Consider the following 22683-nt stretch of genomic DNA (forward strand, 5'->3'; position numbering starts at 1 on the left):
TATTTTCATTTTCCGCGTGGATATTCACAGGAAGAGGGACCCCGCGCAGCAGACGAGCAAAAGCGCCATCACAAGGTTGACCGCGCGGGCGTGTTCGGAGAAGATGCGGTGGAAAAGGCTGCCGAAAAGCGCCCAGCAGACCGTCCCGAGAAAGCCGACGAAGGCCAGCAGGAGAGCGAATCCCGCCACCGCGGGCGGCTGGCGGTAATAGGGAAGGACGTAGGCGGACAGGGAGGTGACGCCGTAGACGATCACCTTCACGTTCACGAACTGCAGCAGCATGCCGTCCACAAAACCCGCGCCCCCCGTGCCTTCCTCGAGATGAGAGGAGCTGCGCAGCGTCTTCCATGCGAGCCAGAGCATATAGGCCGCGCCGAGCGCCAGCATGAACGGCTTGATCCGCGGAAGGAAGGCGTAGAGCGCGCCGCAGAACGCCCCGCAGAGCAGCATCAGCGCCGAAAAGCCCGCCCAGATTCCAAGGTTGAAGGGGAAGCTCCTTCGGAAGCCGAGCCGTCCCGCGTTGGACATCGACAGGACCGTGTTGGGGCCGGGCGTAAAGGCGGTGACAAAGATATAGGCCAGAAACGACGCGAAATGAAACATGGCGGTTGACCTCCCAGGCAAACAGATGTATAATATGGTCATCTTTTTGTGCAGGATATGATATACATTATATTGTATATTATGTGCAGCATATTGTCAAGTTCGGATTGGGAGGACGCCATGGATGTAAAAGAAACCGTCTCCTGCAACCTCAGGCGGCTCCGGGACGACCGGAAGCTGAGTCTGGACGCCGCCGCACAGCTCACCGGCGTCTCAAAAAGCATGCTCGGGCAGATCGAGCGCGGGGACGTCAACCCGACCATCTCGGTCCTGTGGAAGATCGCGAACGGCCTGAAAATCTCCTTCTCCGCCCTGCTTGAACGCGCGCAGGAGGGGACCTCCGTCGTGCGCGCGGCGGAGACCTCCCCTCTTCTGGAGGATGCGGGCAGCTACCGCAACTACCCTGTCTTTCCCTTCGACGAAACGCACCCCTTCGAGCTCTACCGCATCGAGATCGAACCGGGCGGGCATCTTGAGGCCGCCCCCCACCTGCCCGGCAGCGAGGAGAGCATCACCGTCTTTCGCGGGGATGCGGTCGTCTCGGTCGACGGTGCGGACTACCCGCTCGGCCCGGGGGATTCCATCCGCTTCGCCGCGGATCGCCCCCACGGCTACCGCAGCGCCGGGGCCGGAGTCGTGGAGCTGAGCATGGTCATCTATTACGGGAGATAACAAAAGCGGGGCCCGCAACGGGCCCCGCTTTTTTGCAGTTCTTACCGCACGACGTTTTTCGGCGTGCCGTCCAGCCACGCCGCGAGGTTCTCAAAGACGATCACCGCGCGCTTTTCAAGCGCCTCCCTCGTGGCGAACGCGACGTGCGGCGTCGCGATCAGGTTGGGGGCGGAAAAGAGCGGATGGTCCCGCGGGATGGGCGGCTCGGTCTCAAAGACGTCGACCCCCGCGCCCGCGATCACCCCGTCGGACAGCGCCTTTGTGAGCGCCGCGCTGTCCACCACCGGGCCGCGCGCCGTGTTGATCAGGAAGGCCGTCCTCTTCATGAGGCCGAGCTCCCGCGCGCCGATGATTCCGCGCGTCCCGTCGTTGAGCGGCAGATGCAGCGACACGACGTCGCAGGAGGAGAGCAGCTCGTCGAGCCCGACGTAGCGCAGCCCCGTCTCCGGCCTTTGGGTGCGGCTGTAGGCGACCACCTCACAGCCAAACGCCTCAGCGATGCGCGCGACACGCAGGCCGATCGCCCCGGCGCCGACGACGCCGAACTTCTTGCCCTCCAGCTCGGTCCCGACGAGCCCCGCCTTGGTGCCGCCGTCCCGCACCGCCCGGTCGCAGGGAAGGATGCTTCGGCAGAGCGCGATCAGCAGACCGAACACGAGGTCGGCCACCGCGGCGGTGGAATAGCCCGCGCAGTTGCAGACGGTGACGCCGCGCTCCCGGCAGGCGTCCATCGCGACATGGTCGACGCCGGTAAACGCCACCAGGATCAGCTTGAGAGCGGGACACCGCTCGATCACCCCGCGCGGGTAGGGCAGGTTGGAGAGCACGACCGCGTCCGCGTCCCGGCTGCGCTCAATCAGCGTGGGCACATCCTCGGCGCGGGTGTCGTAACAGATGATTTCCATCCGCCCGGCGGCGGCTTTTTCCGCCATCGCCAGCAGTTTTTCCTTTTCCACGCCCAGCGGCTCCAGAACCACCAGTTTCATGAAAATCCTCCTTACAGCGGCCCGGGGGCCGGTATTCTCATGGATATCATAGCATGTCCCGGCGCATATTGCACCCCCGGAATGAAAATTTTACCGGTCGGGCAACGTCACCGTACAGGTCGTCCCCGCGCCCGGGGCGCTCTCGTATTTGATCGCGCCGCCGTGCAGGTCGAGGATCCGCTTTACGATCGAAAGCCCGAGGCCGTTGCCCTCGCGGGAATGGGAGTCGTCCCCCTGGTAGAACTTTTCAAAGACGCGCTTCTGCGTCTCGGGGGACATGCCGATCCCGTCGTCGGCGATCTCCACCCGCAGCCCGCCGACGACCCTGCGCAGCTTGACCGAGATATTGCCCCCTTCGTCGGTAAATTTGATCGCGTTGGAGAGCAGGTTCAGCCACAGCTGCTGCACGAGCTCCTCGTCCCCCCGGCAGTCCGCCCGGTCGAGCTGGATGTCGAGGTCGATATTTTTGGCGTGCCACTGGTTTTCCAGCAGCAGTATGCAGCGCCTGATCTGTTCGTCGAGGGAAAAGACGGTGGGGTTGTTGGCGGCCGACTGGTTTTCCAGCCTCGAAAGGCGCAGCAGGTTGGAGGATAGGCTCGCCATCCGGTCGGTTTCGTCGGAAATCAGGCGGGTGTACTTTTGGAATTTCTCCTCGCTCAGCTTCCCGTAGGGCGCCGAGGTCAGCAGCTTGACGCTCCCCTGGATCGCGGCGATCGGGGTCTTGAATTCGTGGGAGACGCTGCTCACAAAGTCCTTGCGGAGGTATTCGATGTTGCGCAGTTCCCCGACCATCCAGTTGAAGTTGCGCACCACGACCCCCATCTCGTCACGGCTCTCAAAGTCGACGTGCACGTCGAAGTTGCCGCGCGCCACCTGCCGGATAGCCTGGTTGAGCTTTTGCAGCGGGCGGATGGCCCGGTGGATGGCGACCACCGCACCGAGGCTCGCGATCGCCGCGCAGAGGAAGAGGGTCTGAAGCACCAGCTTCCGGATCCCCGTGAACTGGCCCGGCGGGGGCGTCACCGAAAGGTAGAGGTAGCCGTCCGGCATCCGCACCGCCCCTTCAAAGCGGCCGTGCACCGTGCGCATCTCGAGCTTTCCCGGCTCCAGCGCCGCGCCGGAGAAGGGCTCTGGCAGCTCCTCCGCGCGCTCGTAGACCTCCACGACGTCAAGCCGCTTTCTCAGCTCGTCAACGATGTCCCGCGTCGTCAGGCCGGAGCGGTCCATGAACCCCGAGAAGATGTCCACGACCGACTGGATCTGCAGTTCGACCGACTGCTGCATCCGGCCCCAGATGTTGATGAAGGTGACCAGATAGGTGATCCCGCACGCCAGAAAGATGACCACGAAGAGGGTCACCAGGTATTTGAAGCGCACCGAGTGAACCCGCAGGATATCGGCCGCCTCGCGGCCGTCCCGCCGCCCCGCTTTCATACCAGCTTCTCCGCGCGGTAGCCCAGCCCGCGCACCGTCACGAGCTTGAACTGCCGCAGGCCGCCGAATTTTTCCCGCAGGCGCTTGATGTGCACGTCCACCGTGCGTTCGTCTGCGTCGGAGTCTAGCCCCCAGATGTCGTCCATCAGCTGCTGGCGGGTAAAGGTCTTGCCGGGGGCGTTCAGGAGCTTGAAGAGCAGCTGGAACTCCTTTTTGGGCAGCACCGTCGTGCCGTGCTCGTCGGTCACCGAGAGCGCGTCGTAATCGAGCTCGATGTCGCCGATGCGCAGCTTGTGACCGCTGGCCATCTGCGCCCGCCGCAGCAGCGCCGACACCCGCCAGAGCAGCTCCTCAAAATCGACCGGCTTGACCATGTAGTCGTCGGTGCCCGCGAGGAAGCCCTGGTGCTTGTCCTCCAGCGTTTCCCGCGCGGTCACCATGATGACCGGCAGCGTGTACCCCGCCTGCCGCAGCTCCTGTGTCAGGCGGTAGCCGTCCAGCTCCGCCATCATGATATCGCAGATCAGCAGGTCGATGTGCGCGTCCTCCATGACCGAGAGCGCCTCCGCGCCGTTTTTCGCCTGATAGACCTGGTATCCGTTTTCCGCCAGGTAGTCGCTCATCAGTTCCCGCAGGCTGTAATCGTCCTCCGCCACCAGGATATGGAACATCCCGCATCACGCCCCTAAGAAAGTTTCACAAGTACATGTTGAGTATATCGGATTTTTATGAACAAAAGGTTAAATTTCCGCCAAAGTCCGCCTTCCGGGTTCGGGAGTTCAAAAAAAGTTCATACAGAAGGACTATGATTAATCCTGTTGTATTTTTGTTATATAATTTGGAGGGATATACGCATGAACCAAAATCGCACGCGCTTCGCGGCCTGTCTGACGGCAGTCTGCCTGATGGCCGGCGCCGCCGGCTGCGCTCCCAAGGCCGAAGAGACGGTCGCCCAGGAAAAAAGCATCTTTGTGGAAACCGTGACCGCCGAAACGGGGGACCTCGCCCTCAGCACCGAGTTCATCGGCACCGTGGAGCCGGATGAGCTCGTCAGCGTCTTCCCGAAGGTCGCCGGCACCGTACTGGCCGTCCATAAGAACGTGGGCGACGAGGTCAAAAAGGGCGAGCTCCTCTTCGAGGTCGACCCATCCGACATCCAGCTGTCGGTCAACATCGCGCAGGCACAGCTCATGAGTGCGCAGGCGCAGATGGACCAGGCGCTCGGCAGCTCCTTCGACATGCAGATGATCCAGCTCGAAAGCCAGCTCAAGCAGGCGCAGAACGCCTATTCGACCGCGCGCCAGAGCCTGCGGGACTACAACGACGGCACCGAGGACTCGATGGACGATATCGCGAACGGCATGGCCGCCTTCCAGCAGTCCATGCAGAGCCTCAAACAGCAGATCGCCGAAAAAGACGCGGATATTAAAAAAGCGCAGGAGGCCGGGGACGCTGATGAGGTCAAAAAGCTGATGGCCCAGAAGGACGGGCTCCAGGCCTCCTATGGCCAAGCGGAGGCCCAGTACCTGATGATGCGCGCCAACTACAACGACCTTGACGACGGCGACGACGCGCAGCACAAGCAGCTGCGCACCGCCGTGCGCAACGCGCAGACCGCCTATGAGTCGGCCGAGCAGATTTACGAGCTGACCAAGGACGCGGTACATAACGACGCGATCAAGGTCGCCAAGGCCTCCCTCGGGCAGGCGACCGCCGCCTTCGAGGCGCAGGCCAAGCAGCTCGAATACACCCGCGTGACCTCCCCGATCGACGGCGTGATCGAACAGAAGAACGTCTCCGAGCAGGGGCTGGTTTCCCAGTCGAGCCCCGCCTACACCGTCTCCAACAAATCCACCCTCATGGTCACCTTCTACGTCCCAGCCGACGCGGCCGGCCAGATGGCCCCCGGCGACAAGGTCACGATCGAAAACGGCCGCAGGACCTATGAGGGCACCATCGCCGAGGTCGGCACGATGGTCGACCCCGCCACCGGGCTCTTCAAGGTGAAGGCCTCCGCCGACGAGGACGACGGCGCCCTTCTGACCGGGCTTTCGGTCAAGGTCACCGCCGACACCGCCAAGGCGCGCGGCAGCCTGCTCATCCCGCAGAGCGTCGTCTACTATGAGGACGGCGCCGCGTACGTCTACCTGCTCGAAAACGGCCACGCGGTCAAAACCCCTATCGAGACGGGCATCTCCAACGAGGAGTCGGTCGAGGTCACGTCCGGGCTGACCGGCGCCTCCCGGATCATCTCCACCTGGCACCCTAACCTCACCGACGGCGCCGCCGTCGTCCCGGCGGCCGAGGCCGCGGCTGCCGCATCCACTGAAGCCGCCTCCGAGGAGGCCTCCTCCGGCGATGCCGCTTCCGACGGCCCGCAGGACGAACCGGACGCAGAGGCTTCCGACGCCGCGGCCGGCGGCGCACAGGAGGACTGACGCCCTATGAATTTGACAAAACTTGCGATTAAGCGCCCCGTGTCGATGCTCATCGTCGTGCTGGCGCTGGTGGTTTTCGGCTTTTCGGCCATGCTGGGGGCTCCGCTCGAATTGATGCCCGACATGGAGATGCCCGCCATGATCATCCTCACCGTCTATCCGGGCGCGGGGCCCGAGGAGGTCAACGACCTCGTCACCTCGGTCGTCGAGGACTCCGTGTCGAGCCTCAGCGGCGTCAAGAACGTCACCTCGCAGTCCAAGGAGAACATGTCACTCGTCATGCTCGAGATGGACTACGGCGCCAACATGGACGTGGCGCACATGGATTTGCAGGAGAAGCTCGACATGTACAAGAGCACCCTGCCGGACGACGCCCAGACCCCGACCATCATCGAGGTCAGCATGGACATGATGCCGAGCATCGTCCTGTCCGCCAACGCCACGGGCGACGTCGACCTGCTCCGCCTCATCGACGACGAAGTCAAGCCCGAGTTCGAAAAGCTCTCGGGCGTGGCCACCGCCGACGTGATGGGCGGCCAGAAGGACTACATCAGCGTCACCCTCAACGAGGAGCGCCTCAAGCAGTATAAGCTCGACATGAACACGATCATCGGCTTTGTGGGCGCCGCCGATTTCTCCATCCCGGCTGGCAGCGTCGACCGCGGCGACCAGGAGCTTTCCCTGCGCGGCGGCGTCAGCTACAACACCGTCGAGTCGCTCAAAAGCATCCCCATCACCCTCTCCTCCGGGCAGGTCATTCGCCTGTCCGACGTGGCGAACATCTACCAGGGCACCGAGGAGTCCGGCTCGATCAGCCGATACAACGGCCATGAGACGGTCATGGTCTCGATCACCAAGCGGCAGAGCGCCGGCACCGTCGACGTCTCCCGCGCGGTCATCGACACGATGAACCGGATCAACGACAGCAACATCGGCGTGCGCATGGAGGTCATCAACGACTCGAGCGAACAGATCCTCGCCTCGATCGAGACGGTCATCCAGACCCTGATCGGCGCGGTCATCCTCTGCATGCTCGTGCTCTTCCTCTTCTTCCGGGACTGGCGCGCCTCCCTCATCGTCGGGAGCTCGATCCCCGTCTCGGTGCTCACCACCCTCATTCTCATGAACATGATGGGCTTCTCCTTCAACGTCGTCTCCCTCGGAGGGCTTATCATCGGCGTCGGCATGATGGTCGACAACTCGATCGTCGTGCTCGAGAGCTGCTTCCAGCGGCAGGAGCGCCAGCTCACCCACCGGGAGGCCGCGCTCGAGGGCGCGAAATTCGTCACCAGCTCGATCATCGCCTCGACGATCACCACCATCGTCGTCTTCCTGCCCATCAGCATCCTCAAGGGGATGTCCGGGCAGATGTTCCGCCAGCTGGGCTTCACGATCATCTTCTCGCTGACCGCGTCGCTCATCTCCGCGCTTACCATCGTCCCGCTCATGTTCTGCCGCCTCAAGCCGGTCGAGCGGGAGGGCAGGTTCGGCCTCTGGCTCAAAAAGGTGGAGGTCTCCTACGGCGGCTTCCTCAAAAAGACCTTCCGTCACAAGGCGCTGGTCGTCATCGTCTCCGTCGTGCTGCTCGTCGTTTCGGTCGGGATGGTCTTCTTCATTCCGATGCAGCTGATGCCCGACATCGACCAGGGCTCCATCTCGATCTCGGTCGACACCAAGCCGGGCCTCAAACTCGAAGAGGTCGACAAAATCCTGACCGGCCTGGAAGCCATGGTCGTCGAATGTCCCGACGTGGAGCGCTACTCCCTCTCGGGCGGCGGCAGCGGCTCGATGTTCAGCTCGGGCAGCGGCTCGATCTCCGTCTACCTCAAGGGCGACCGTGAGAAGAGCACCAAGGAATGGGTCGACATCTGGCGCGCCCAGACCGCCGACACGGTCGGCTACGACGTCGACGTAAGCGCGGCGAGCATGATGTCGATGCTCTCCAGCTCCAGCGTCGACGTGAATATCCAGGGCAACGACCTCGACGCCCTGCGCGGCGTCTCCAAGCAGATCGAAGAGCTGCTGCGCGGGCGCGGCGAAATCGTGCGCGTCACCTCGACCGTCTCCTCCGGCGACCCGCAGGCGGAGATCAAGGTCGATCCGATCAAGGCGACCGCCGTCGGGCTCACCCCGAAGCAGGTCATCGGCACCGTCTACAACATCATGGAGGGCAGCTCCCCCGACACGCTGCGCGTCAACGGGCAGGAGTACGATATCCGCATCGAGTACCCCAAGGACCGCTACAGGACGGTCGCGGACCTGTCCGGGCTGATGCTCACCGCCCCCGGCGGCAAACAGGTCCCGCTGCTCGACATCGCGACGATCGAATACTCCAACGCCCCCCTCCAGATCGACCGCCAGAACAACCAGTACATTGTGACCGTCTCCGGCCAGCTCACCACCGCCGCCGAGAAAAACGCCGCAAAGATCACCCAGGAGGTCACCAGATCGGTCGAGGGCATCCTGCCCACCGGCGTTTCGATCGCCGCGAGCGACATGATGGAGAGCATGAACGAGGAGTTCTCCGCCCTCGGCGGGGCCATCCTCACCGCGGTCCTGCTCGTCTTCATGGTCATGGCGATGCAGTTTGAATCTGCGCGGTTCTCGATCATTGTCATGATCTGCATCCCCTTCTCCCTCATCGGCTCCTTCGGGCTGATGCTGCTGTCGGGCGTGACGATGAGCATGCCCTCGCTGATGGGCTTCCTCATGCTCGTCGGCACCGTCGTCAACAACGGAATCCTCTTCATCGACACCGCCAACAGCTACCGCAACAGCATGGACGCCGAGACCGCGCTCATCTACGCGGGCCGCAGCCGTCTGCGCCCCATCCTGATGACCACGCTGACCACCATCCTTTCGATGCTGCCGATGGCCCTTGCGGTCGGCAGCAGCGCCGAGGCGATGCAGGGCATGGCGATCGTCATCATCGGCGGCCTGACCGCCTCCACCGTGCTGACCCTGCTGCTTCTGCCGACCTTCTACCTGCTCTTCCGGGGCAAACCCCGCAAGAACAACGACACCGACCCCGATGCCGCGCTGAAGCCGCCCGCAATCGACCTCTCTCCAGAGGAGCTTTCGCAGCTCTGACCCTGATTTTTTCCGCATGAAAACGCCCGTCCCGCCTGCGCGGGGCGGGCGTTTCCCGTTCTTTCTCCCCGTACCGTGAAGGCATATCCCATACGCGCCCGGAATAGATATTAGGGACAAGAGTATTGACGGGAAAGGACTGAAACATCCTATGGAGGACTATCAGGGACTGACCGGCCGACAGGCCGAAAAACTGCTCGCCGAACATGGGGAAAACCGCATCCGCGCGGGCAAAAAAGCCGGTATGCTCAAAATTTTCGCGGGGCAGTTCCGCGACGCCATGATCATGATCCTGCTCGCGGCGACGGTCGTCTCCGCGCTGATGGGGGAATACACCGAGGCGCTTACCATCGTCGCGATCGTCTTCATCAACGCCCTGCTCGGCTTCTTCCAGGAGTACCGCACCGAGCGCACCCTCGAAAAGCTCGGCGAGCTCTCCGCGCCCTGGGCGGTCGTCGTTCGCGACGGGCAGGCCCGGAGCATCCCCGCCAGCGAGGTGGTCCCGCGGGACATCTTCTGCCTCAAGGCGGGCGACCGCATCCCCGCCGACGGCTGCGTCCTTGGGGGCGGCGGCATCCTCTGCGACGAATCGATGCTCAGCGGCGAATCCGCCGGCGTGGAAAAGTCCCCCGCCGCCGACCCCGCCTCCCCCGCCAAGAAAAACCTCGTCTACATGGGCACCCTCGTCACCCAGGGCAAGGCGGTCTGCCGCGCCTCCGCCACCGGCGCGAACACCGAAATGGGCAAGATCGCGGACATGCTCGGCGGCATCGAGGCGCAGCCCACCCCCCTCCAGAAGCGCCTCGCCCAGATGGGCAAGGTCATCGGCGTCGCCTGCCTCGTCATCTGCGGCGTCGTCGCCGTCACCGGAATCCTGCGCGGCGAGGACCCCTTCAACATGCTGCTCACCGGCATCTCGCTGGCAGTCGCCGCCATTCCCGAGGGCCTGCCGGCCGTCGTCACGATCGCGCTGGCCCTCTCGGTCGGGCGGATGGTCAAGCGGGGCGCCCTCATTCGGCGGCTGCACGCCGTCGAGACGCTCGGCTGCGCCAACGTCATCTGCTCGGATAAGACCGGGACCCTCACCGAGAACCGCATGACCGTCAAGGCGGTCCAGACCCTCGACTGCCGACTGGAGGTGAGCGGCGCGGGCAACGAGAGCTCCGGGCAATTCACGCTGAACGGCCGCGTCGTCTCGCCCTGCGACTTCCCCTCCGCCGCGATGCTGTTCGACGTGGCGCTGCTCTGTAACAACGCCTCCGTCTCCCCCAAGCGGGAGGGGCTGCGCGGACTGGTGGGACTCTCAAAGGGCGGCGAGCTCGAGGTGTTCGGCGAGCCGACCGAGGCCGCCCTGCTCGTCATGGCCGCCAAGGCGGGGCTCTACCGGGAATCCCGTCCCTATGAGGTGGAGGGGGAAACCCCCTTCGATTCCACCCGCAAGATGATGTCGGTCACCGTCCGCCGGGAGGACGGCAAGCGGTTCCTCTTCACCAAGGGCGCGCCCGACATCCTGCAGAAGCGGTGCACCCGGTGCGTCACAAAGGCGGGGATCGTCCCGCTCACCCCCGAGCTGCGCAGGCAGATCGCCGCCCAAAACGAGGCGATGGCGGGCCGCGCGCTGCGCGTGCTCGGCTTTGCCTACCGGGAGGCCTCCTCCGCCGACGACCGCAGCGAGCAGGGGCTCGTCTTCGCGGGGCTCGCCGGCATGCTCGACCCGCCCCGCAGGGAGGCCTACGGCGCGGTCGCCAAATGCCGCGAGGCGGGTATCCGGCCGGTCATGATCACCGGCGACCACGCCGTGACCGCCAAGGCGGTCGCCGCCGAGCTTTCGATCTATCGGCCGGGCGACCGGGTCGTCACCGGAAGCGAGCTCGACGGGATGAGCGACGAGGCGCTTGCCCGGGAAATCCGGAACATTTCTGTCTTTGCGCGGGTCACCCCCGCGCACAAGCTGCGGATCGTGCGCGCCTTCAAAAAGCAGGGCAACGTCGTAGCGATGACGGGCGACGGGGTCAACGACGCGCCCGCCGTCAAGGAGGCGGACATTGGCGTTTCGATGGGCGTCACCGGCACCGACGTCACCAAGGAGGCATCGTCGGTCATCCTGATGGACGACAACTTTGCCACACTGGTGGCCGCCGTCGAGGAGGGGCGGGTCATCTACCGCAACATCCGCAAATTCATCCGCTACCTCTTCTCCTGCAACATCGGCGAGGTCGTCACGATGTTCTTTGCCATGCTCATGGGCATGCCGGTCCCGCTGCTGCCCATCCAGATTCTCCTTGTGAACCTCGCGACCGACGGTCTGCCCGCCATCGCCCTCGGGCTGGAGCCCCCCGAAAAGGACGTCATGCGCGAAAAGCCCCGCCGCGCCGACGAATCGGTCTTTTCCAATGGGCTCGGCTTTACGATCGTCATCCGCGGGCTGCTGATCGGCATCTGCACCCTCGGGGTCTTCACCTCCCTCATCCGCTCCTGCGGCGACCTGCACACCGCCCGCACCGGCGCGCTGCTCGCGCTCGTCATGATGCAGCTCATCCACGTCTTTGAGTGCAAGAGCGAGACGAAGAGCATTTTCGCAATCAATCCCTTCAATAACCTCAAGCTCGTGGGGGCGGTGCTCAGCTCCGCCGTGATCATGTATTTCGCCATCTACAGCCCCCTGCTGGCCCCGATGTTCCGCGCGGTCCCCCTCACCCCCTCCCAGCTCGTGACCGTCGCCTCCTACTGCGTCTTTGTCCCGATCGTATCCGGCGTCATCCTCGGCGTCAAAAACCGCGCCGCCCGGCACACGGTCGCCACCGCCCGCGAGCTCGCCTCCGCGCGGTAACGCCGCAAAAAGCCCCCGCCGTCCGGCGGACGGCGGGGGCTTTTTCCCATTTTCTATTTCAGCAGGAGCGGCGTGTGCGCGCGGCAGGCGAGCACCTCCTCCATCGTGGGCAGCGCGGGGATCGCGCCCGGACGGGTGGTCGTCATCGAACCCGCCGCGTTGCCGAAGGAGAGGACGTCCTCCAGCTCCCCGCGGGTGAGGCTCCGGATTTCGGCGAGGGACTTTTTGCAGAGGCGGAAGAGCACCGCCCCGAAGAAGGAATCCCCAGCTCCGTTGGTGTCGACCGTCCTGACGTCGAAGGTCGGCTGGCGGCCGCACAGCTCCCCAAGCCGGAAGAACGCCCCCCTCGCGCCCAGCGAGACAAGCGCGAGGGACACGCCCGCCTCCACGAGCTTTTGGGAGCCGCGCTCAAGGTCGGTTTCGCCGGTGAGCAGCTCCAGTTCCTCGTCGGACACCTTCACGATGTCCGCAAAGGAAAGCCCCTCGCGCATCCAGTGCTTCGCCTCGTCGAGGCTTTCCCACAGGAGCGGGCGGTAGTTAGGGTCGTAGCTGACGACCGCGCCCGCCTCCTTCGCGGCGCGCACCGCCGCGAGGGTCGCCGAACGGCTCGGCTCGTCGGTGAGCGACACCGAGCCGAAATGCATGATCCGCGCCCGCGCCATCAGCTCCCGCTTCACCTCCCCCGGCGAAAGCATGATGTCCGCGCCCGGCTTGCGGTAGAAGCTGAAGGAGCGGTCCCCATGCTCGTCGAGCTGGACGAAGGCCAGGGTGGTCGGAACCTCCCCCGTCATGACGAGCCCGGCGGTGTCGATCCCCAGGCCGCCGAGGGTGTCCCGGAGGAAGCGCCCGAAGCCGTCCTCCCCCACCTTGCCGATGAAAGCGGTCCTGCCGCCGAGGCGGGTGACCGCCGCGAGCACGTTTGCGGGCGCGCCGCCCGGATTGCGCGCAAAGAGCGCCGCCCCCCGGTCGCTCACGCCCGCCGGGGTAAAATCGATCAGCAGTTCGCCGACCGCGACTACGTCATACATATCCATGCCCCTCTCCGCTTTTTTCACCGCGGCACGGCCGCGCAGATCCTCTCGCCTCAAAGCTACCGCCATTATAGCATATCCGCGGCGGGAAGGGGAGATTTTCCTGCCCGTTTTTTTCAATTTCCGCGCCTGGGCGGTTGAGCCCAAGTGCAATCCATGGTAGGATGAAAAAAAGGATGTCCCGCGCAAAGGAGGTTTTCGCATGAAACGTTTTGTTGTCCGCGTCCTCGCCCTGACGGCCGCGGCTTTTCTGCTCGCGGCCTGCGCCGCCCGCCATCCGGCCCCGGAAGCGCCGCAGGTCCCTTCCCCGGCGGCGCCCGCCGCTTCCGCTGCGCCGCAGGCGCCCGAGTCCCTCCCGCCGCTCGCCGTCTCCCTCGGGGAACGCGCCGAACTCGTGGAGGCGGGCGCGGAACCGCCCGTCTTTTCGATCTCCGACCCGGCGGAGCTGCCCCTGCTTCCCGACGGGTACGCCGTCACCGTGACCGGCCCGGACGGGCTTCCCGCCTTTGAGGGGGCGTCCGGAGAGTTGGGCGGCTTTCTGCCGCCGCGAAACGGCGGCTATGCCTACGAGGCGGCTGGCGGCGGGGCCGTCTACCGCTTCACGGCGGACTGCACGTTTCCGGTGCAGCTCTCGCTGAACGCCGCCGCGCGTCAGGGGGAGACGGTCGTCCTGCGCGCACTCTACGCCGACGGCGCGGAGCTTTCCGCTGAAAGCATCCTTGGGTTCTCGCCCCGCTTCTTCTCCGCCGGGGACGGCAGCCAGGTCGCGCTGCTGCCGGTGCGCTACACCACCCCGGCGGGCGTTTACAGCCTCACCCTCACGGCGGGGGACGAGGTTCTCACCCGTGAGATCGTCGTCGAGCAGCGGGAGTTTGAGGTACAGCACCTCGAGATGGACGCCGCCACGGCGGAGGAGACGGCGCTTTCCGCCGCCGCCAACGCCGAATGGGAGGAGAAGGTGGAGCCGCTCAAGGAGGTCGCCGACCCGGTGCAGTACTGGGAGAACCCCTTCCTCCAGCCGGTCTCTGGCGAGATCACCACCGAGTTCGGCTGCATCCGCTACACCAACGACGACCCGGCCCCCTCCCGCCACGGGGGGATCGACATCGCCGCTAGAACGGGCACCGACGTGCTCGCCGCGAACAGCGGCCGCGTGCTCTTCGCCGAGCGCATCCAGCTCACCGGCAACACGGTCGTCATCGAGCACGGCTACGGTCTTAAGAGCTTCTACTACCACATGGATTCCCTCTCCGTCTCCGCGGGCGACGCCGTCAAAAAAGGCGACAAGATCGGCGAGGTGGGCACCACCGGCTATTCGACCGGGCCGCACCTGCATTTCGCGCTGGCGGTGAACAACGTCTTCGTGAACCCGTGGACCGCCTTCGACCCCGGAATCTAAGAAGTGCCGCATATCAAAAGCCCCCGGCCGCCGGCCGGGGGCTTTTTCTTCCGATTTTTATTCCTTATTCTTCTGGTTCTTCTCACGGAGCTTGTCGTTGGCGGCCAGCAGTCCCTGCGACACATAGTCGAGCTGTTCGACCTCGTCGTAGCGGTCGACCAGGTCGCTCTGCTCCATCTCCTCGGGAACCTCGCCCTTCGCGGGCTTGAAGACGACCTTCAGCAGGATGGGCGTCAGCATAGCCGCGCAGACCACCATGATGATCACCGGGCCGAAGAAGGCGGGCGGCATGAGCCCCATCGCCATGCCCTTGTTGGCGACGATCAGCGCGACCTCGCCTCGGCAGGCCATGCCGAAGCCGATCTGCACGCACTGGCGGCTGCTGAAGCCGCAGAGCTTCGCGCCGAGTCCGCAGCCGACCAGCTTGGAGACGACCGCCACAAGCACCATCATCACCGCGAAGAGCACGATCGCCGCGTCCATCTTGGGCAGCATCACCTTGATGCCGATACTCGCGAAAAAGATCGGGGTCAGCAGCAGGTAGGAGAGCGGGGAAAATTTCGATTCGATATATTTGGCCTTGGGGGTGGTGGCGATGACCACGCCCGCCGAAAAGGCGCCGATGATGTCGGCGACGCCGAAGAACTCCTCCGCGCAGTAGGCCATCACAAGGCAGAGGACGAAGGCCAGCAGGGGGAAGCGGTGCAGGTCCTTGTCGTGCATGACCTTGGTCATGTACCAGCCGAGCAGCTTGCTGACGAGCACACCGGCCACGCCCACGAAGACGAAGAAGGCGGCGATCTTGACAAAGACGACCACCATGCTGACCTGCGCGCCCGCCATGCTCGTCACGACGGTCAGCGCAATCAGGCCGAGGATGTCGTCGATGAGGGCGGCGGCGAGGATCGTGTTGCCCACCCTGGTGGAGAGCTTGCCGAGCTCCTTGAGGGTCTCGACCGTGATGCTGACCGAGGTGGCGGTCAGGATGACGCCGATGAAGATGTTCTGAAGCAGGACGTTTCCGGGATGCGCGAACTCGTCCCGGTTGAAGAAAAAGGCCAGCCCCGCGCCCATTGCAAGCGGGACGAGCACGCCGCACAGCGCGACGACAAACCCCGCCTTCCCGGTCTTTTTCAGCTCCTGGATGTCGGTACCCATACCGGCGGTAAACATGATGACGATGACACCCAGTTCGGACACCTGCGCCAGAAAGTCGGTCGCCTGCAGGACGTTGAGCATCGCCGGGCCGAGAATCAGCCCCGCGAGCAGCGCGCCGACCACCTGGGGCATCTGGTAGCGTTTCGTCACGAGCCCCAGGACCTTCGTGCTCACCAGGATGAGCGCGATGTCCATCAGAAATTTGTATGACATTCGATTCTCCTCTTTCCTTTTCTCTCACACGCTTTTCACAACTATTCATTATAGACCCTTCGGCGTAATTCGCAAGTTCATTTATTGTTTTTTGTGCAATATTACCATCGCTTTTTCCGTATCCACCACCCCGAAGGCCATCCCGCAGGCGGTTTTTGGCTGATACGACAAGGACGCCCGGGCCGCTTTCGCGGCCCGGGCGTCCGGATTCTCCTATTTCGCGGGGGCGGCTTCCTTCGGGCGAACCTTTTCGGACCGCACCAGTTCCACAAAGACGGGCGCGAGCTTGGGGTCGAACTGGGTGCCGGCCCCGCGCTCGATCTCCGCGATCGCAAACTCCACAGGCAGCGCCGGCTTGTAGGGGCGCGCGGTCGTCATCGCGTCGAAGGCGTCCGCGATCGCCAGGCAGCGCGCGGACAGCGGGATGTCCTCCCCCGCGATCCGCCGCGGGTAGCCCTTGCCGTCCCACCGCTCGTGGTGGCCGATCGCGGCCGGAATCACATAGTCGAGCGAGGGCAGGTGCCGGATCATCGCCACCGAGTTCTCCACATGCTTCTGCATGATCTTGTATTCCTCGGGGGTCAGCCGCCCCGGCTTGGTCAGGATCTGCTCGGGGATGCCGATCTTTCCGATGTCATGCAGCAGCGCGGCCTCATAGATGATCTTCACATGGTCGGCGTTCAGCCCGATCGCCCGCGCGAGCGTGGTGGAATACTCCGCCACGTTCTGCGAGTGGTTGAAGGTGTAGTGGTCCTTCGCGTCGATGGCGGCGGTCAGCGCAAAGACGGTCGGCGCGTATTCCTCGTAGCGGCCGCCCTCGATCAGCGGGGATTCCATCGGCGCCTGGGAGAGGGGCGACTCGAGCGAATAGGCGATAATCTTGTTCTTGCCGCTGCGCTTGGCGTTATAGACCGCCATATCGGCGTTGCTGATGAGCTGCGCGAGGTTGGAGGCCGCGTAGGGATAGACGCACACGCCGCCGCTGAGGGTGATGACCTTGAGGCTCTCCCCCTCCACGCCGCGGTTCATGTTGGCGATCTGCCCCTTGATGTCGGTTGCGAGGTTGAGCGCCTTCATCGTGTCGTAGAAGGGCAGGATGAGCGCGAACTCCTTCCCCCCGTAACGCGCTGCGGAGCCGTTGCTTCCCAGCGTCGTGGAAATGATCCGCGCCGCCTGCTGGAGCGCCGCGTCCCCCTCGCGGTTGCCGTAGAGCTGGTTGAAGAGCTTAAAGTCGTCGAGGTTGAGGATGACGAGCGCGATCGAGTGGTTCTTGCACCGCTCGAACTCCTCCCCCAGCTTCTCATAGAAGGACTTCCGGTTGAGCAGGCCGGTCAGCGGATCGATGCGCGACTCGTCGTAGGCCTTCTTGTAGAGGTTCGCGTTCTTGATCGCGATCGACGCCACCGACTGCACCGATTCGAGGAAGGCGATGTCGTCGAAGGAGTAGCCGCCCTTTTTGGGCTTGGTGGAGAGCAGCAGGATGCCGACGAGGTCGCTGTCGCTCTTGAGCGGCACGATGCATTCGATGTGCATGTTCGCCAGCAGCTGTTTCTCCGACTCCCACATCGATTTATAGAGCACGCTGCGCTGGAAATCCCGGAGCATCAGGCAGCCGTCGTGTTCCTGAAACCACTGGATGCAGGGGTTGGCCGCCTGCAGCGAGAAGGATTTCACATCGAGCGGGCTGGCTGAATAGGCGGTGCGGTAGGTCTCGCCGCCGCCGTCCTCGAGGCAGACGTAGACCTTTTCGACCGAGACGGTGTCCTTGACCACCTCGACCAGCTCACGCAGGATTTCGTCGAGGTTGAGGCTCTTGGATGCGCGCAGGCTGAACTCCTTGAGATGCTGCGCGCGCACCTGCGTATCCCGCACGAAGAGGTTGTCCATCACCCGGTAGAGCAGCTTATAGGCGGCGAGGATGATCCCCGCGAAGAGGATTGCGATGATCAGCGACTGGTATCCCGCGACCTGCGGGAAGTAAGCGAGGATCATCCGCTCGAGCGGGCCCGCCCAGTAGGCGAAGAGCACCGAAACGAGCACCGCGCTGCACGCGAGCATCGTGCCGCGCGAGACGAGCAGCGTCAGCCTGAAGAGCCGCTTGCGGTAGAGGGCGTAGAACATATAGCCCGCGTTGATGATGCCCGACAGGGTATCCCACGGGAATATGTTGCCCGGCACGATCGACAGGACGTTGCCCAGAAAGAGGAAGCAGATGCCCACCACGATCGGGCGGGTCCAGGCGGAGGTGAGCTCCCGCGACTTGATGAGCATCACCGCCGACGAGAGGATGATGAAGAAAAAGAGCACGCAGGGGATGGCGATCTCCCAGCCGGTATTGTAGCGGAAAACGCCCGTCCCGTTGCCGAGGTCGACGAAGACGGGCCGCTTGAGGAAGACCTCGAAGTGGGTAAGCACAAGGGTGGCGATGGTCAGCACCGTCCACAGGCGCTTTAAAAAGAGGCCCTTCGCGTCGACAAAGTTGAAGATGAAATTGTAAAGGAGCAGCGGGATGCAGAAGAGGCTGAGGATGGAGATCTCATACCACAGTTCAAAGCCCGGGTAGAACTGCAGGCGCATGAGCATCGACCCGGCCGTCCAGAGCAGGTAGCAGCCCAGCAGGTTCATGAAGGAACGGATCAGCCGGTTTTTCTTCGCGGCGGCCAGCGCGAGCAGCAGGATGGTGTAGCAGAAGACACCCACGACCGGGACATAGAGGAACGGAATCTGGATCATGGCGTCACGACTCCCCTTTCCAACGGATAGTCCCGCTCCTGAAAGCGCAGCAGTTCGGAGATGCGGAAACCCGACTCGTTGATCCTCCGGACCTCCTGCCCGGTCGCCCGGCGGAACGCGTCGAAGGTGCCGGTGCGCAGGATGGTAATCTGCAGCGGCTCGATGCCGAGCATCTTTTTGAGGTCGTTGTAGTCGTTGTCAAAATATTTGAAGTAGACGCTCAGATGCTCGCGGAGCAGCTGCTTGCTCACCGCCATCACCTCGAGCGACCCGGAGGCGATCTCGAGATAGAGGTGCAGATAGGGGCGGTTGTCCGCGCTGTACTCCTTGCGCGCCGCCCAGTCGTGGATGCCCAGCCCCGACAGGCGCACGACGTCGGAGATCGTGTCCTCGGTGATGCGGGTGAAGCCGCCGATGTCGATGACGGTGGGAATCCGGTCCACGAAGGCGAAACGCGGCAGGCGCGTCCCCTCCTGCTCGCCGCCCGTGCTGAGGCACCGGAAGACGTCCCCCACCCGGTAACGGACGAACGCGCCCCCCTTGAGCACGGTGATGACCACCTCGTAATTCTGGTTCGCGGCCAGCTCGTCCATGAGGTAGGTCTTGGGCTGGTAGGCGCGGTCGTCGATGTTTTTATACATCTCCTGCTCGGGGATGAACTCATAAAAGCAGTTGTCGGGGAAAAAGACGAGGCCGTTGCGCGCCCACGTCTCGGTCGCCATCAGGGTCGGCTCGGTGCCCGCGTAGATTTCCATCGGGCGCACCCCCCACGCCTCCTCGAGCGAGGGCTTGTAATAGCTCGTGTCGGTGCCCGCGCAGATGAGCGCCTTGAGGCGGAAGATATCCTTCGGCTGCACCGTGCGGCCGTCCCGCTTCGCACGGTAGGAGGCCGCGAGGTAGCGGCAGACCATGGCGGGGGAATACTGGAACAGATTCTTCTTCGATTTCCCGCCCCCCGCGGTGAAGCTGGTGGTGATATAGCTGATGACGCTGCTCAGCCCGAAAAAGAGGTCGAGCCCGCTTTGCAGGCCGAGCGCGAAGCCCCTCTTGTTTCGCTCGCCGAACGACATCTTCACCGCCTCTTCCACCGGCGGCAAAAACCGCAGCGGCAGCTCCTCGTCGAGCATCAGCGGGAAAAGCCCCGTCACGTAGGGCAGCGGCGCCAGCCCGTAGAGGGTCCGGTCGCGCGGCGCAATGGAAAACTGGCCGGGGCGTTTGCTGGTGGCCAGCATGAGCGCCGCCACCATGTTGCGCTTGAAGACGTCGAGCATCCCGCGCGTATAGGGTGCCAGCTTGATCGGGTGCTTGCCGCCCTCCCAGGTGGTCTGAATCCACACCACCGGCTCGGCAGGCAGCATCTCGCTGCGCTTTTGCAGCAGGACGTCGGCATAGTCCTCGAAGGTCGTCAGCGGGACCGCGCGGCGGAACTCCTCGATCGTCCGGGGCCTTTCGCCGTCAAGGAGCTTTTTCCCGAGCGCGCTCGCGCTCCACAGCCCGATCTGCTCCTCCATCAGCCTTCTCTGAATCTGCATGTAGCCGCCGATATCCAGGTTCAGAAATCCGCAGTACTCCTGCCAGAGGTCGTCGTACTGCTGGTTCCCGAGCTTCTCCTCAAAATTCACGCCCATGCTCCTCTCCTGCCTTTATCGTTGCCGCGCAGCGCCGCATGCTGGCGCGGTTCGGGATCAAAAAAGGGGTGGTCTTCCGGTATTCGCCGTAGTTGCCGAAGGTGCGCGGGAAAATATAGAGGTCCTGCAGCACGATGTACCCCACGTTGAGCAGGCTGAAAAGGACCCACGCCCAAAAGAGCGCGTCCGAGCTCCGGACGAGCCAGCAGCAGAGGTAAAACAGAATAAACCAGAGCACCCCCGGGTGCCGGCAGAGGGCGTAGACCCCGCGGTCGTACGCCCGGCGCGGGGCGGACTCCTCCAGATAGGTCTGCTGGAAGGGAAGCGCGAAAAAGAGGGAGTAGACCAGCAGGAAAAGAAACAGCGCGCCCAAAAGCCCCGCCAGCCCGCGCAGCGGCGCGGGAAGCAGGAAGCGGGGACGCGCGGTGACGAGCAGCGCCGCCGTGGAGCCCGCCAGCAGCAGGCACCCGGCAAAAAAGCAGGGCCGCAGCGCGCGCAGGCCCCAGTTTACGCTGTTCAGATCGCCGAGCACAAAAAGCAGAAAACTCAGGCAGCCCAGCAGTACGATCATCAGTCCGTTTTCTCCTGTCACATTGTCACAGATTGTCCATATGTTGGTAAATATGATTATAATCTATTTTCCATTTTTCTGCAATATGTGACATTTCAATATAGTGATATCCAACAAATGTCATGTTAATTTTTGGCATCCTGTTGTAAAGATTCCCTCCGGCACAAAAATTAAAGTTGACAAATCTTTCCCGCCGCTGTATAATCTCTCTAAATCAAACGAACGGCAAACCGACGACCGAGAAGAGTAGGCGCGTTCGCCATCCCCACAGAGAGCCGCAGGCGGTGCGATTGCGGCGGGAGGGCCCGGGCTGAATGGACTCGCGAGGGCGGGACGAAAGGGATTTCCCGAGTAGTGCCCGACGGGATCTTCACCCGTTATCCAGGAAGCGCATATGTCTGTATGCGGAATAAGCGGGCGTTTCGACGCTAATTTGGGTGGTACCGCAGAAGCCAAGGCTTTTGTCCCAGCAGTCGCTGGGACAAAAGCCTTTTTTGTTTGACCGTTTGTTTGCAAATTTATCATCTGAAAGGAGCACCCACTATGAAATCGAACAACGTGCCGCACAGGATTTACCTCTCCGAGGACCAGATCCCCCGTCAGTGGTACAACCTGCGCGCAGATATGAAGGAACAGCCCGACCCGATGCTCAACCCCGCGACGATGCGGCCGGTCACGGAATCCGACCTGCGCCCCGTCTTCTGTGACGAGCTGGCGCACCAGGAACTCGACGCCTCGACCCGCTACGTCGACATTCCCGAGGAGATCCGCGAGTTCTACAAGATGTACCGCCCCTCCCCGCTCATCCGCGCCTACAGCCTCGAGCGGGCGCTGGACACCCCGGCCAAAATCTACTACAAGTTCGAGGGCAACAACACCTCCGGAAGCCACAAGCTCAACTCCGCCGTGGCGCAGGCCTACTACGCCAAGCAGCAGGGACTCAAGGGGCTCACCACCGAGACGGGCGCCGGCCAGTGGGGCACCGCGCTCGCCGAGGCGTGCTCCTATTTCGGTCTGCCGCTGACCGTCTACATGGTCAAGGTCTCCTATAACCAGAAGCCCTTCCGCAAGGCGGTCATACAGACCTTCGGCGCGGACGTGATCGCCAGTCCGAGCGACACCACCGAGGCCGGTCGCCGCATCCTCGCCGCCGACCCCGAGACGGGCGGAAGCCTCGGCTGCGCCATCTCCGAGGCGGTCGAGAAGGCCGTCTCCACCGAGGGGTACCGCTATGTGCTCGGCTCGGTGCTCAACCAGGTGCTGCTGCACCAGTCGGTCATCGGCCTTGAGAGCAAGACCGCGATGGAGATGATCGGCGAGTACCCCGACGTCATCATCGGCTGCGCGGGCGGCGGCTCCAACCTCGGCGGCCTCATCGCCCCCTTCATGCAGGATAAGCTGACCGGCAAGGCCGACCCGCGCATCGTCGCGGTCGAGCCCGCCTCCTGCCCCTCCCTCACCCGCGGCCGCTATGCCTACGACTTCTGCGACACCGGCAGGATTACCCCCCTTGCCCGCATGTATACCCTCGGCTGCGGCTTCATCCCCTCCGCCAACCACGCGGGCGGGCTGCGCTACCACGGCATGTCCCCCATTCTCTCCAAGCTCTACCACGACGGCTACATGGAGGCCGTGTCGGTCGAACAGACCAGGGTGTTTGAAGCCGCCGTCTTCTTCGCCAAGCAGGAGACCATCCTCCCCGCCCCCGAGAGCGCGCATGCCATCCGCGCCGCGATCGACGAGGCGCTTCGCTGCAGGGAGACGGGCGAGGAGAAGACCATTCTCTTCGGCCTGACGGGTACCGGCTACTTCGATATGACCGCCTATTCCGCCTTCCACGACGGCGCCATGTCCGACTATATCCCCACCGACGCCGACCTGCAAAAGGGCTTTGACG

At 63.7% G+C, this 22683-nt stretch carries 15 protein-coding genes and 1 other annotated feature; of the genes, 6 read left to right on the forward strand and 9 right to left on the reverse strand.

From position 1 onward, the window contains the following. Positions 1 to 24 precede the first annotated feature (24 nt). Positions 25 to 603, reverse strand: coding sequence for a LysE family transporter (locus tag RDM88_RS05400; protein ID WP_308753848.1), 579 nt, complete (start codon positions 601 to 603; stop codon positions 25 to 27). A 120-nt stretch (positions 604 to 723) separates the two neighbouring features. On the opposite strand from RDM88_RS05400, the gene RDM88_RS05405 reads away from it, so the two are divergent. Then, positions 724 to 1275 carry an XRE family transcriptional regulator gene (locus RDM88_RS05405; RefSeq protein WP_308753849.1) on the forward strand — a complete coding sequence of 184 codons (552 nt, stop codon included), beginning with the start codon at positions 724 to 726 and terminating at the stop codon, positions 1273 to 1275. 41 nt (positions 1276 to 1316) lie between these two features. On the opposite strand, the gene RDM88_RS05410 is transcribed toward RDM88_RS05405, so the two are convergent. The 3 genes from RDM88_RS05410 to RDM88_RS05420 form a co-directional block, all read right to left on the reverse strand. After that, positions 1317 to 2261, reverse strand: a complete 945-nt coding sequence (locus RDM88_RS05410; protein ID WP_308753850.1) for a 2-hydroxyacid dehydrogenase — start codon at positions 2259 to 2261, stop codon at positions 1317 to 1319. 90 nt (positions 2262 to 2351) lie between these two features. After that, positions 2352 to 3695, reverse strand: a complete 1344-nt coding sequence (locus RDM88_RS05415; RefSeq protein WP_308753851.1) for a HAMP domain-containing sensor histidine kinase — start codon at positions 3693 to 3695, stop codon at positions 2352 to 2354. After that, a complete protein-coding gene (locus tag RDM88_RS05420) occupies positions 3692 to 4366 on the reverse strand; it encodes a response regulator transcription factor (RefSeq protein ID WP_308753852.1) in 675 nt (224 codons plus the stop codon). The genes RDM88_RS05415 and RDM88_RS05420 overlap by 4 nt, the downstream gene beginning before the upstream one ends. A 183-nt stretch (positions 4367 to 4549) precedes the next feature. Here RDM88_RS05420 and RDM88_RS05425 point away from each other — a divergent pair, with 183 nt between their 5' ends. The 3 genes from RDM88_RS05425 to RDM88_RS05435 all read left to right on the forward strand — a co-directional run bounded on the left by RDM88_RS05425 (position 4550) and on the right by RDM88_RS05435 (position 12053). Then, entirely contained in the window at positions 4550 to 6133 is a 1584-nt protein-coding gene (locus tag RDM88_RS05425) for an efflux RND transporter periplasmic adaptor subunit (protein WP_308753853.1), read from the forward strand. A 6-nt stretch (positions 6134 to 6139) separates the two neighbouring features. Next, entirely contained in the window at positions 6140 to 9223 is a 3084-nt protein-coding gene (locus tag RDM88_RS05430; RefSeq protein ID WP_308753854.1) for an efflux RND transporter permease subunit, read from the forward strand. Positions 9224 to 9374: 151 nt separating this feature from the next. Then, positions 9375 to 12053: a cation-translocating P-type ATPase gene (locus RDM88_RS05435; RefSeq protein ID WP_308753855.1), complete on the forward strand. Its 2679-nt coding sequence runs from the start codon at positions 9375 to 9377 to the stop codon at positions 12051 to 12053. Positions 12054 to 12106: 53 nt separating this feature from the next. On the opposite strand, the gene RDM88_RS05440 is transcribed toward RDM88_RS05435, so the two are convergent. Continuing rightward, positions 12107 to 13081, reverse strand: a complete 975-nt coding sequence (locus RDM88_RS05440; protein ID WP_308753856.1) for a carbohydrate kinase — start codon at positions 13079 to 13081, stop codon at positions 12107 to 12109. A gap of 205 nt (positions 13082 to 13286) precedes the next feature. Between RDM88_RS05440 and RDM88_RS05445 the strand changes: the two genes are divergently transcribed. Further along, on the forward strand, positions 13287 to 14483 hold the full coding sequence (locus tag RDM88_RS05445; protein WP_308753857.1) for a M23 family metallopeptidase: 1197 nt from the start codon (positions 13287 to 13289) through the stop codon (positions 14481 to 14483). A gap of 57 nt (positions 14484 to 14540) precedes the next feature. Here the strand turns inward: RDM88_RS05445 and RDM88_RS05450 are convergent, their stop codons facing one another. The 4 genes from RDM88_RS05450 to RDM88_RS05465 all read right to left on the reverse strand — a co-directional run bounded on the left by RDM88_RS05450 (position 14541) and on the right by RDM88_RS05465 (position 20786). Beyond that, positions 14541 to 15854 carry a cation:proton antiporter gene (locus RDM88_RS05450; protein ID WP_308753858.1) on the reverse strand — a complete coding sequence of 438 codons (1314 nt, stop codon included), beginning with the start codon at positions 15852 to 15854 and terminating at the stop codon, positions 14541 to 14543. 213 nt (positions 15855 to 16067) lie between these two features. Next, positions 16068 to 18587, reverse strand: coding sequence for an HD domain-containing phosphohydrolase (locus RDM88_RS05455; RefSeq protein WP_308753859.1), 2520 nt, complete (start codon positions 18585 to 18587; stop codon positions 16068 to 16070). After that, positions 18584 to 20215, reverse strand: coding sequence for a GH3 auxin-responsive promoter family protein (locus RDM88_RS05460; RefSeq protein ID WP_374045417.1), 1632 nt, complete (start codon positions 20213 to 20215; stop codon positions 18584 to 18586). Before RDM88_RS05460 ends, RDM88_RS05455 begins: the two co-directional genes overlap by 4 nt. Then, positions 20199 to 20786 (reverse strand): hypothetical protein, encoded by a 588-nt coding sequence (locus tag RDM88_RS05465; RefSeq protein ID WP_308753860.1) that lies wholly within the window; start codon positions 20784 to 20786, stop codon positions 20199 to 20201. Before RDM88_RS05465 ends, RDM88_RS05460 begins: the two co-directional genes overlap by 17 nt. Positions 20787 to 21010: 224 nt before the next feature. Further along, positions 21011 to 21258: a binding site (T-box leader), on the forward strand. A 71-nt stretch (positions 21259 to 21329) separates the two neighbouring features. On the opposite strand from RDM88_RS05465, the gene RDM88_RS05470 reads away from it, so the two are divergent. Then, the coding region (locus tag RDM88_RS05470) for a TrpB-like pyridoxal phosphate-dependent enzyme (protein WP_308753861.1) at positions 21330 to 22683 on the forward strand (1354 nt) is incomplete at its 3' end.

The sequence above is a fragment of the uncultured Anaerotruncus sp. genome (assembly GCF_902490045.1).
In the GTDB taxonomy this organism is placed as follows: domain Bacteria; phylum Bacillota; class Clostridia; order Oscillospirales; family Ruminococcaceae; genus Anaerotruncus.

Bases quoted from the DNA above. Each gene is read 5' to 3' on its own strand.
- RDM88_RS05400 (WP_308753848.1), bottom strand. From the start codon at position 603: ATGTTTCATTTCGCGTCGTTTCTGGCCTATATCTTTGTCACCGCCTTT.
- RDM88_RS05405 (WP_308753849.1), top strand. From the start codon at position 724: ATGGATGTAAAAGAAACCGTCTCCTGCAACCTCAGGCGGCTCCGGGAC.
- RDM88_RS05410 (WP_308753850.1), bottom strand. From the start codon at position 2,261: ATGAAACTGGTGGTTCTGGAGCCGCTGGGCGTGGAAAAGGAAAAACTG.
- RDM88_RS05415 (WP_308753851.1), bottom strand. From the start codon at position 3,695: ATGAAAGCGGGGCGGCGGGACGGCCGCGAGGCGGCCGATATCCTGCGG.
- RDM88_RS05420 (WP_308753852.1), bottom strand. From the start codon at position 4,366: ATGTTCCATATCCTGGTGGCGGAGGACGATTACAGCCTGCGGGAACTG.
- RDM88_RS05425 (WP_308753853.1), top strand. From the start codon at position 4,550: ATGAACCAAAATCGCACGCGCTTCGCGGCCTGTCTGACGGCAGTCTGC.
- RDM88_RS05430 (WP_308753854.1), top strand. From the start codon at position 6,140: ATGAATTTGACAAAACTTGCGATTAAGCGCCCCGTGTCGATGCTCATC.
- RDM88_RS05435 (WP_308753855.1), top strand. From the start codon at position 9,375: ATGGAGGACTATCAGGGACTGACCGGCCGACAGGCCGAAAAACTGCTC.
- RDM88_RS05440 (WP_308753856.1), bottom strand. From the start codon at position 13,081: ATGTATGACGTAGTCGCGGTCGGCGAACTGCTGATCGATTTTACCCCG.
- RDM88_RS05445 (WP_308753857.1), top strand. From the start codon at position 13,287: ATGAAACGTTTTGTTGTCCGCGTCCTCGCCCTGACGGCCGCGGCTTTT.
- RDM88_RS05450 (WP_308753858.1), bottom strand. From the start codon at position 15,854: ATGTCATACAAATTTCTGATGGACATCGCGCTCATCCTGGTGAGCACG.
- RDM88_RS05455 (WP_308753859.1), bottom strand. From the start codon at position 18,587: ATGATCCAGATTCCGTTCCTCTATGTCCCGGTCGTGGGTGTCTTCTGC.
- RDM88_RS05460 (WP_374045417.1), bottom strand. From the start codon at position 20,215: ATGGGCGTGAATTTTGAGGAGAAGCTCGGGAACCAGCAGTACGACGAC.
- RDM88_RS05465 (WP_308753860.1), bottom strand. From the start codon at position 20,786: ATGATCGTACTGCTGGGCTGCCTGAGTTTTCTGCTTTTTGTGCTCGGC.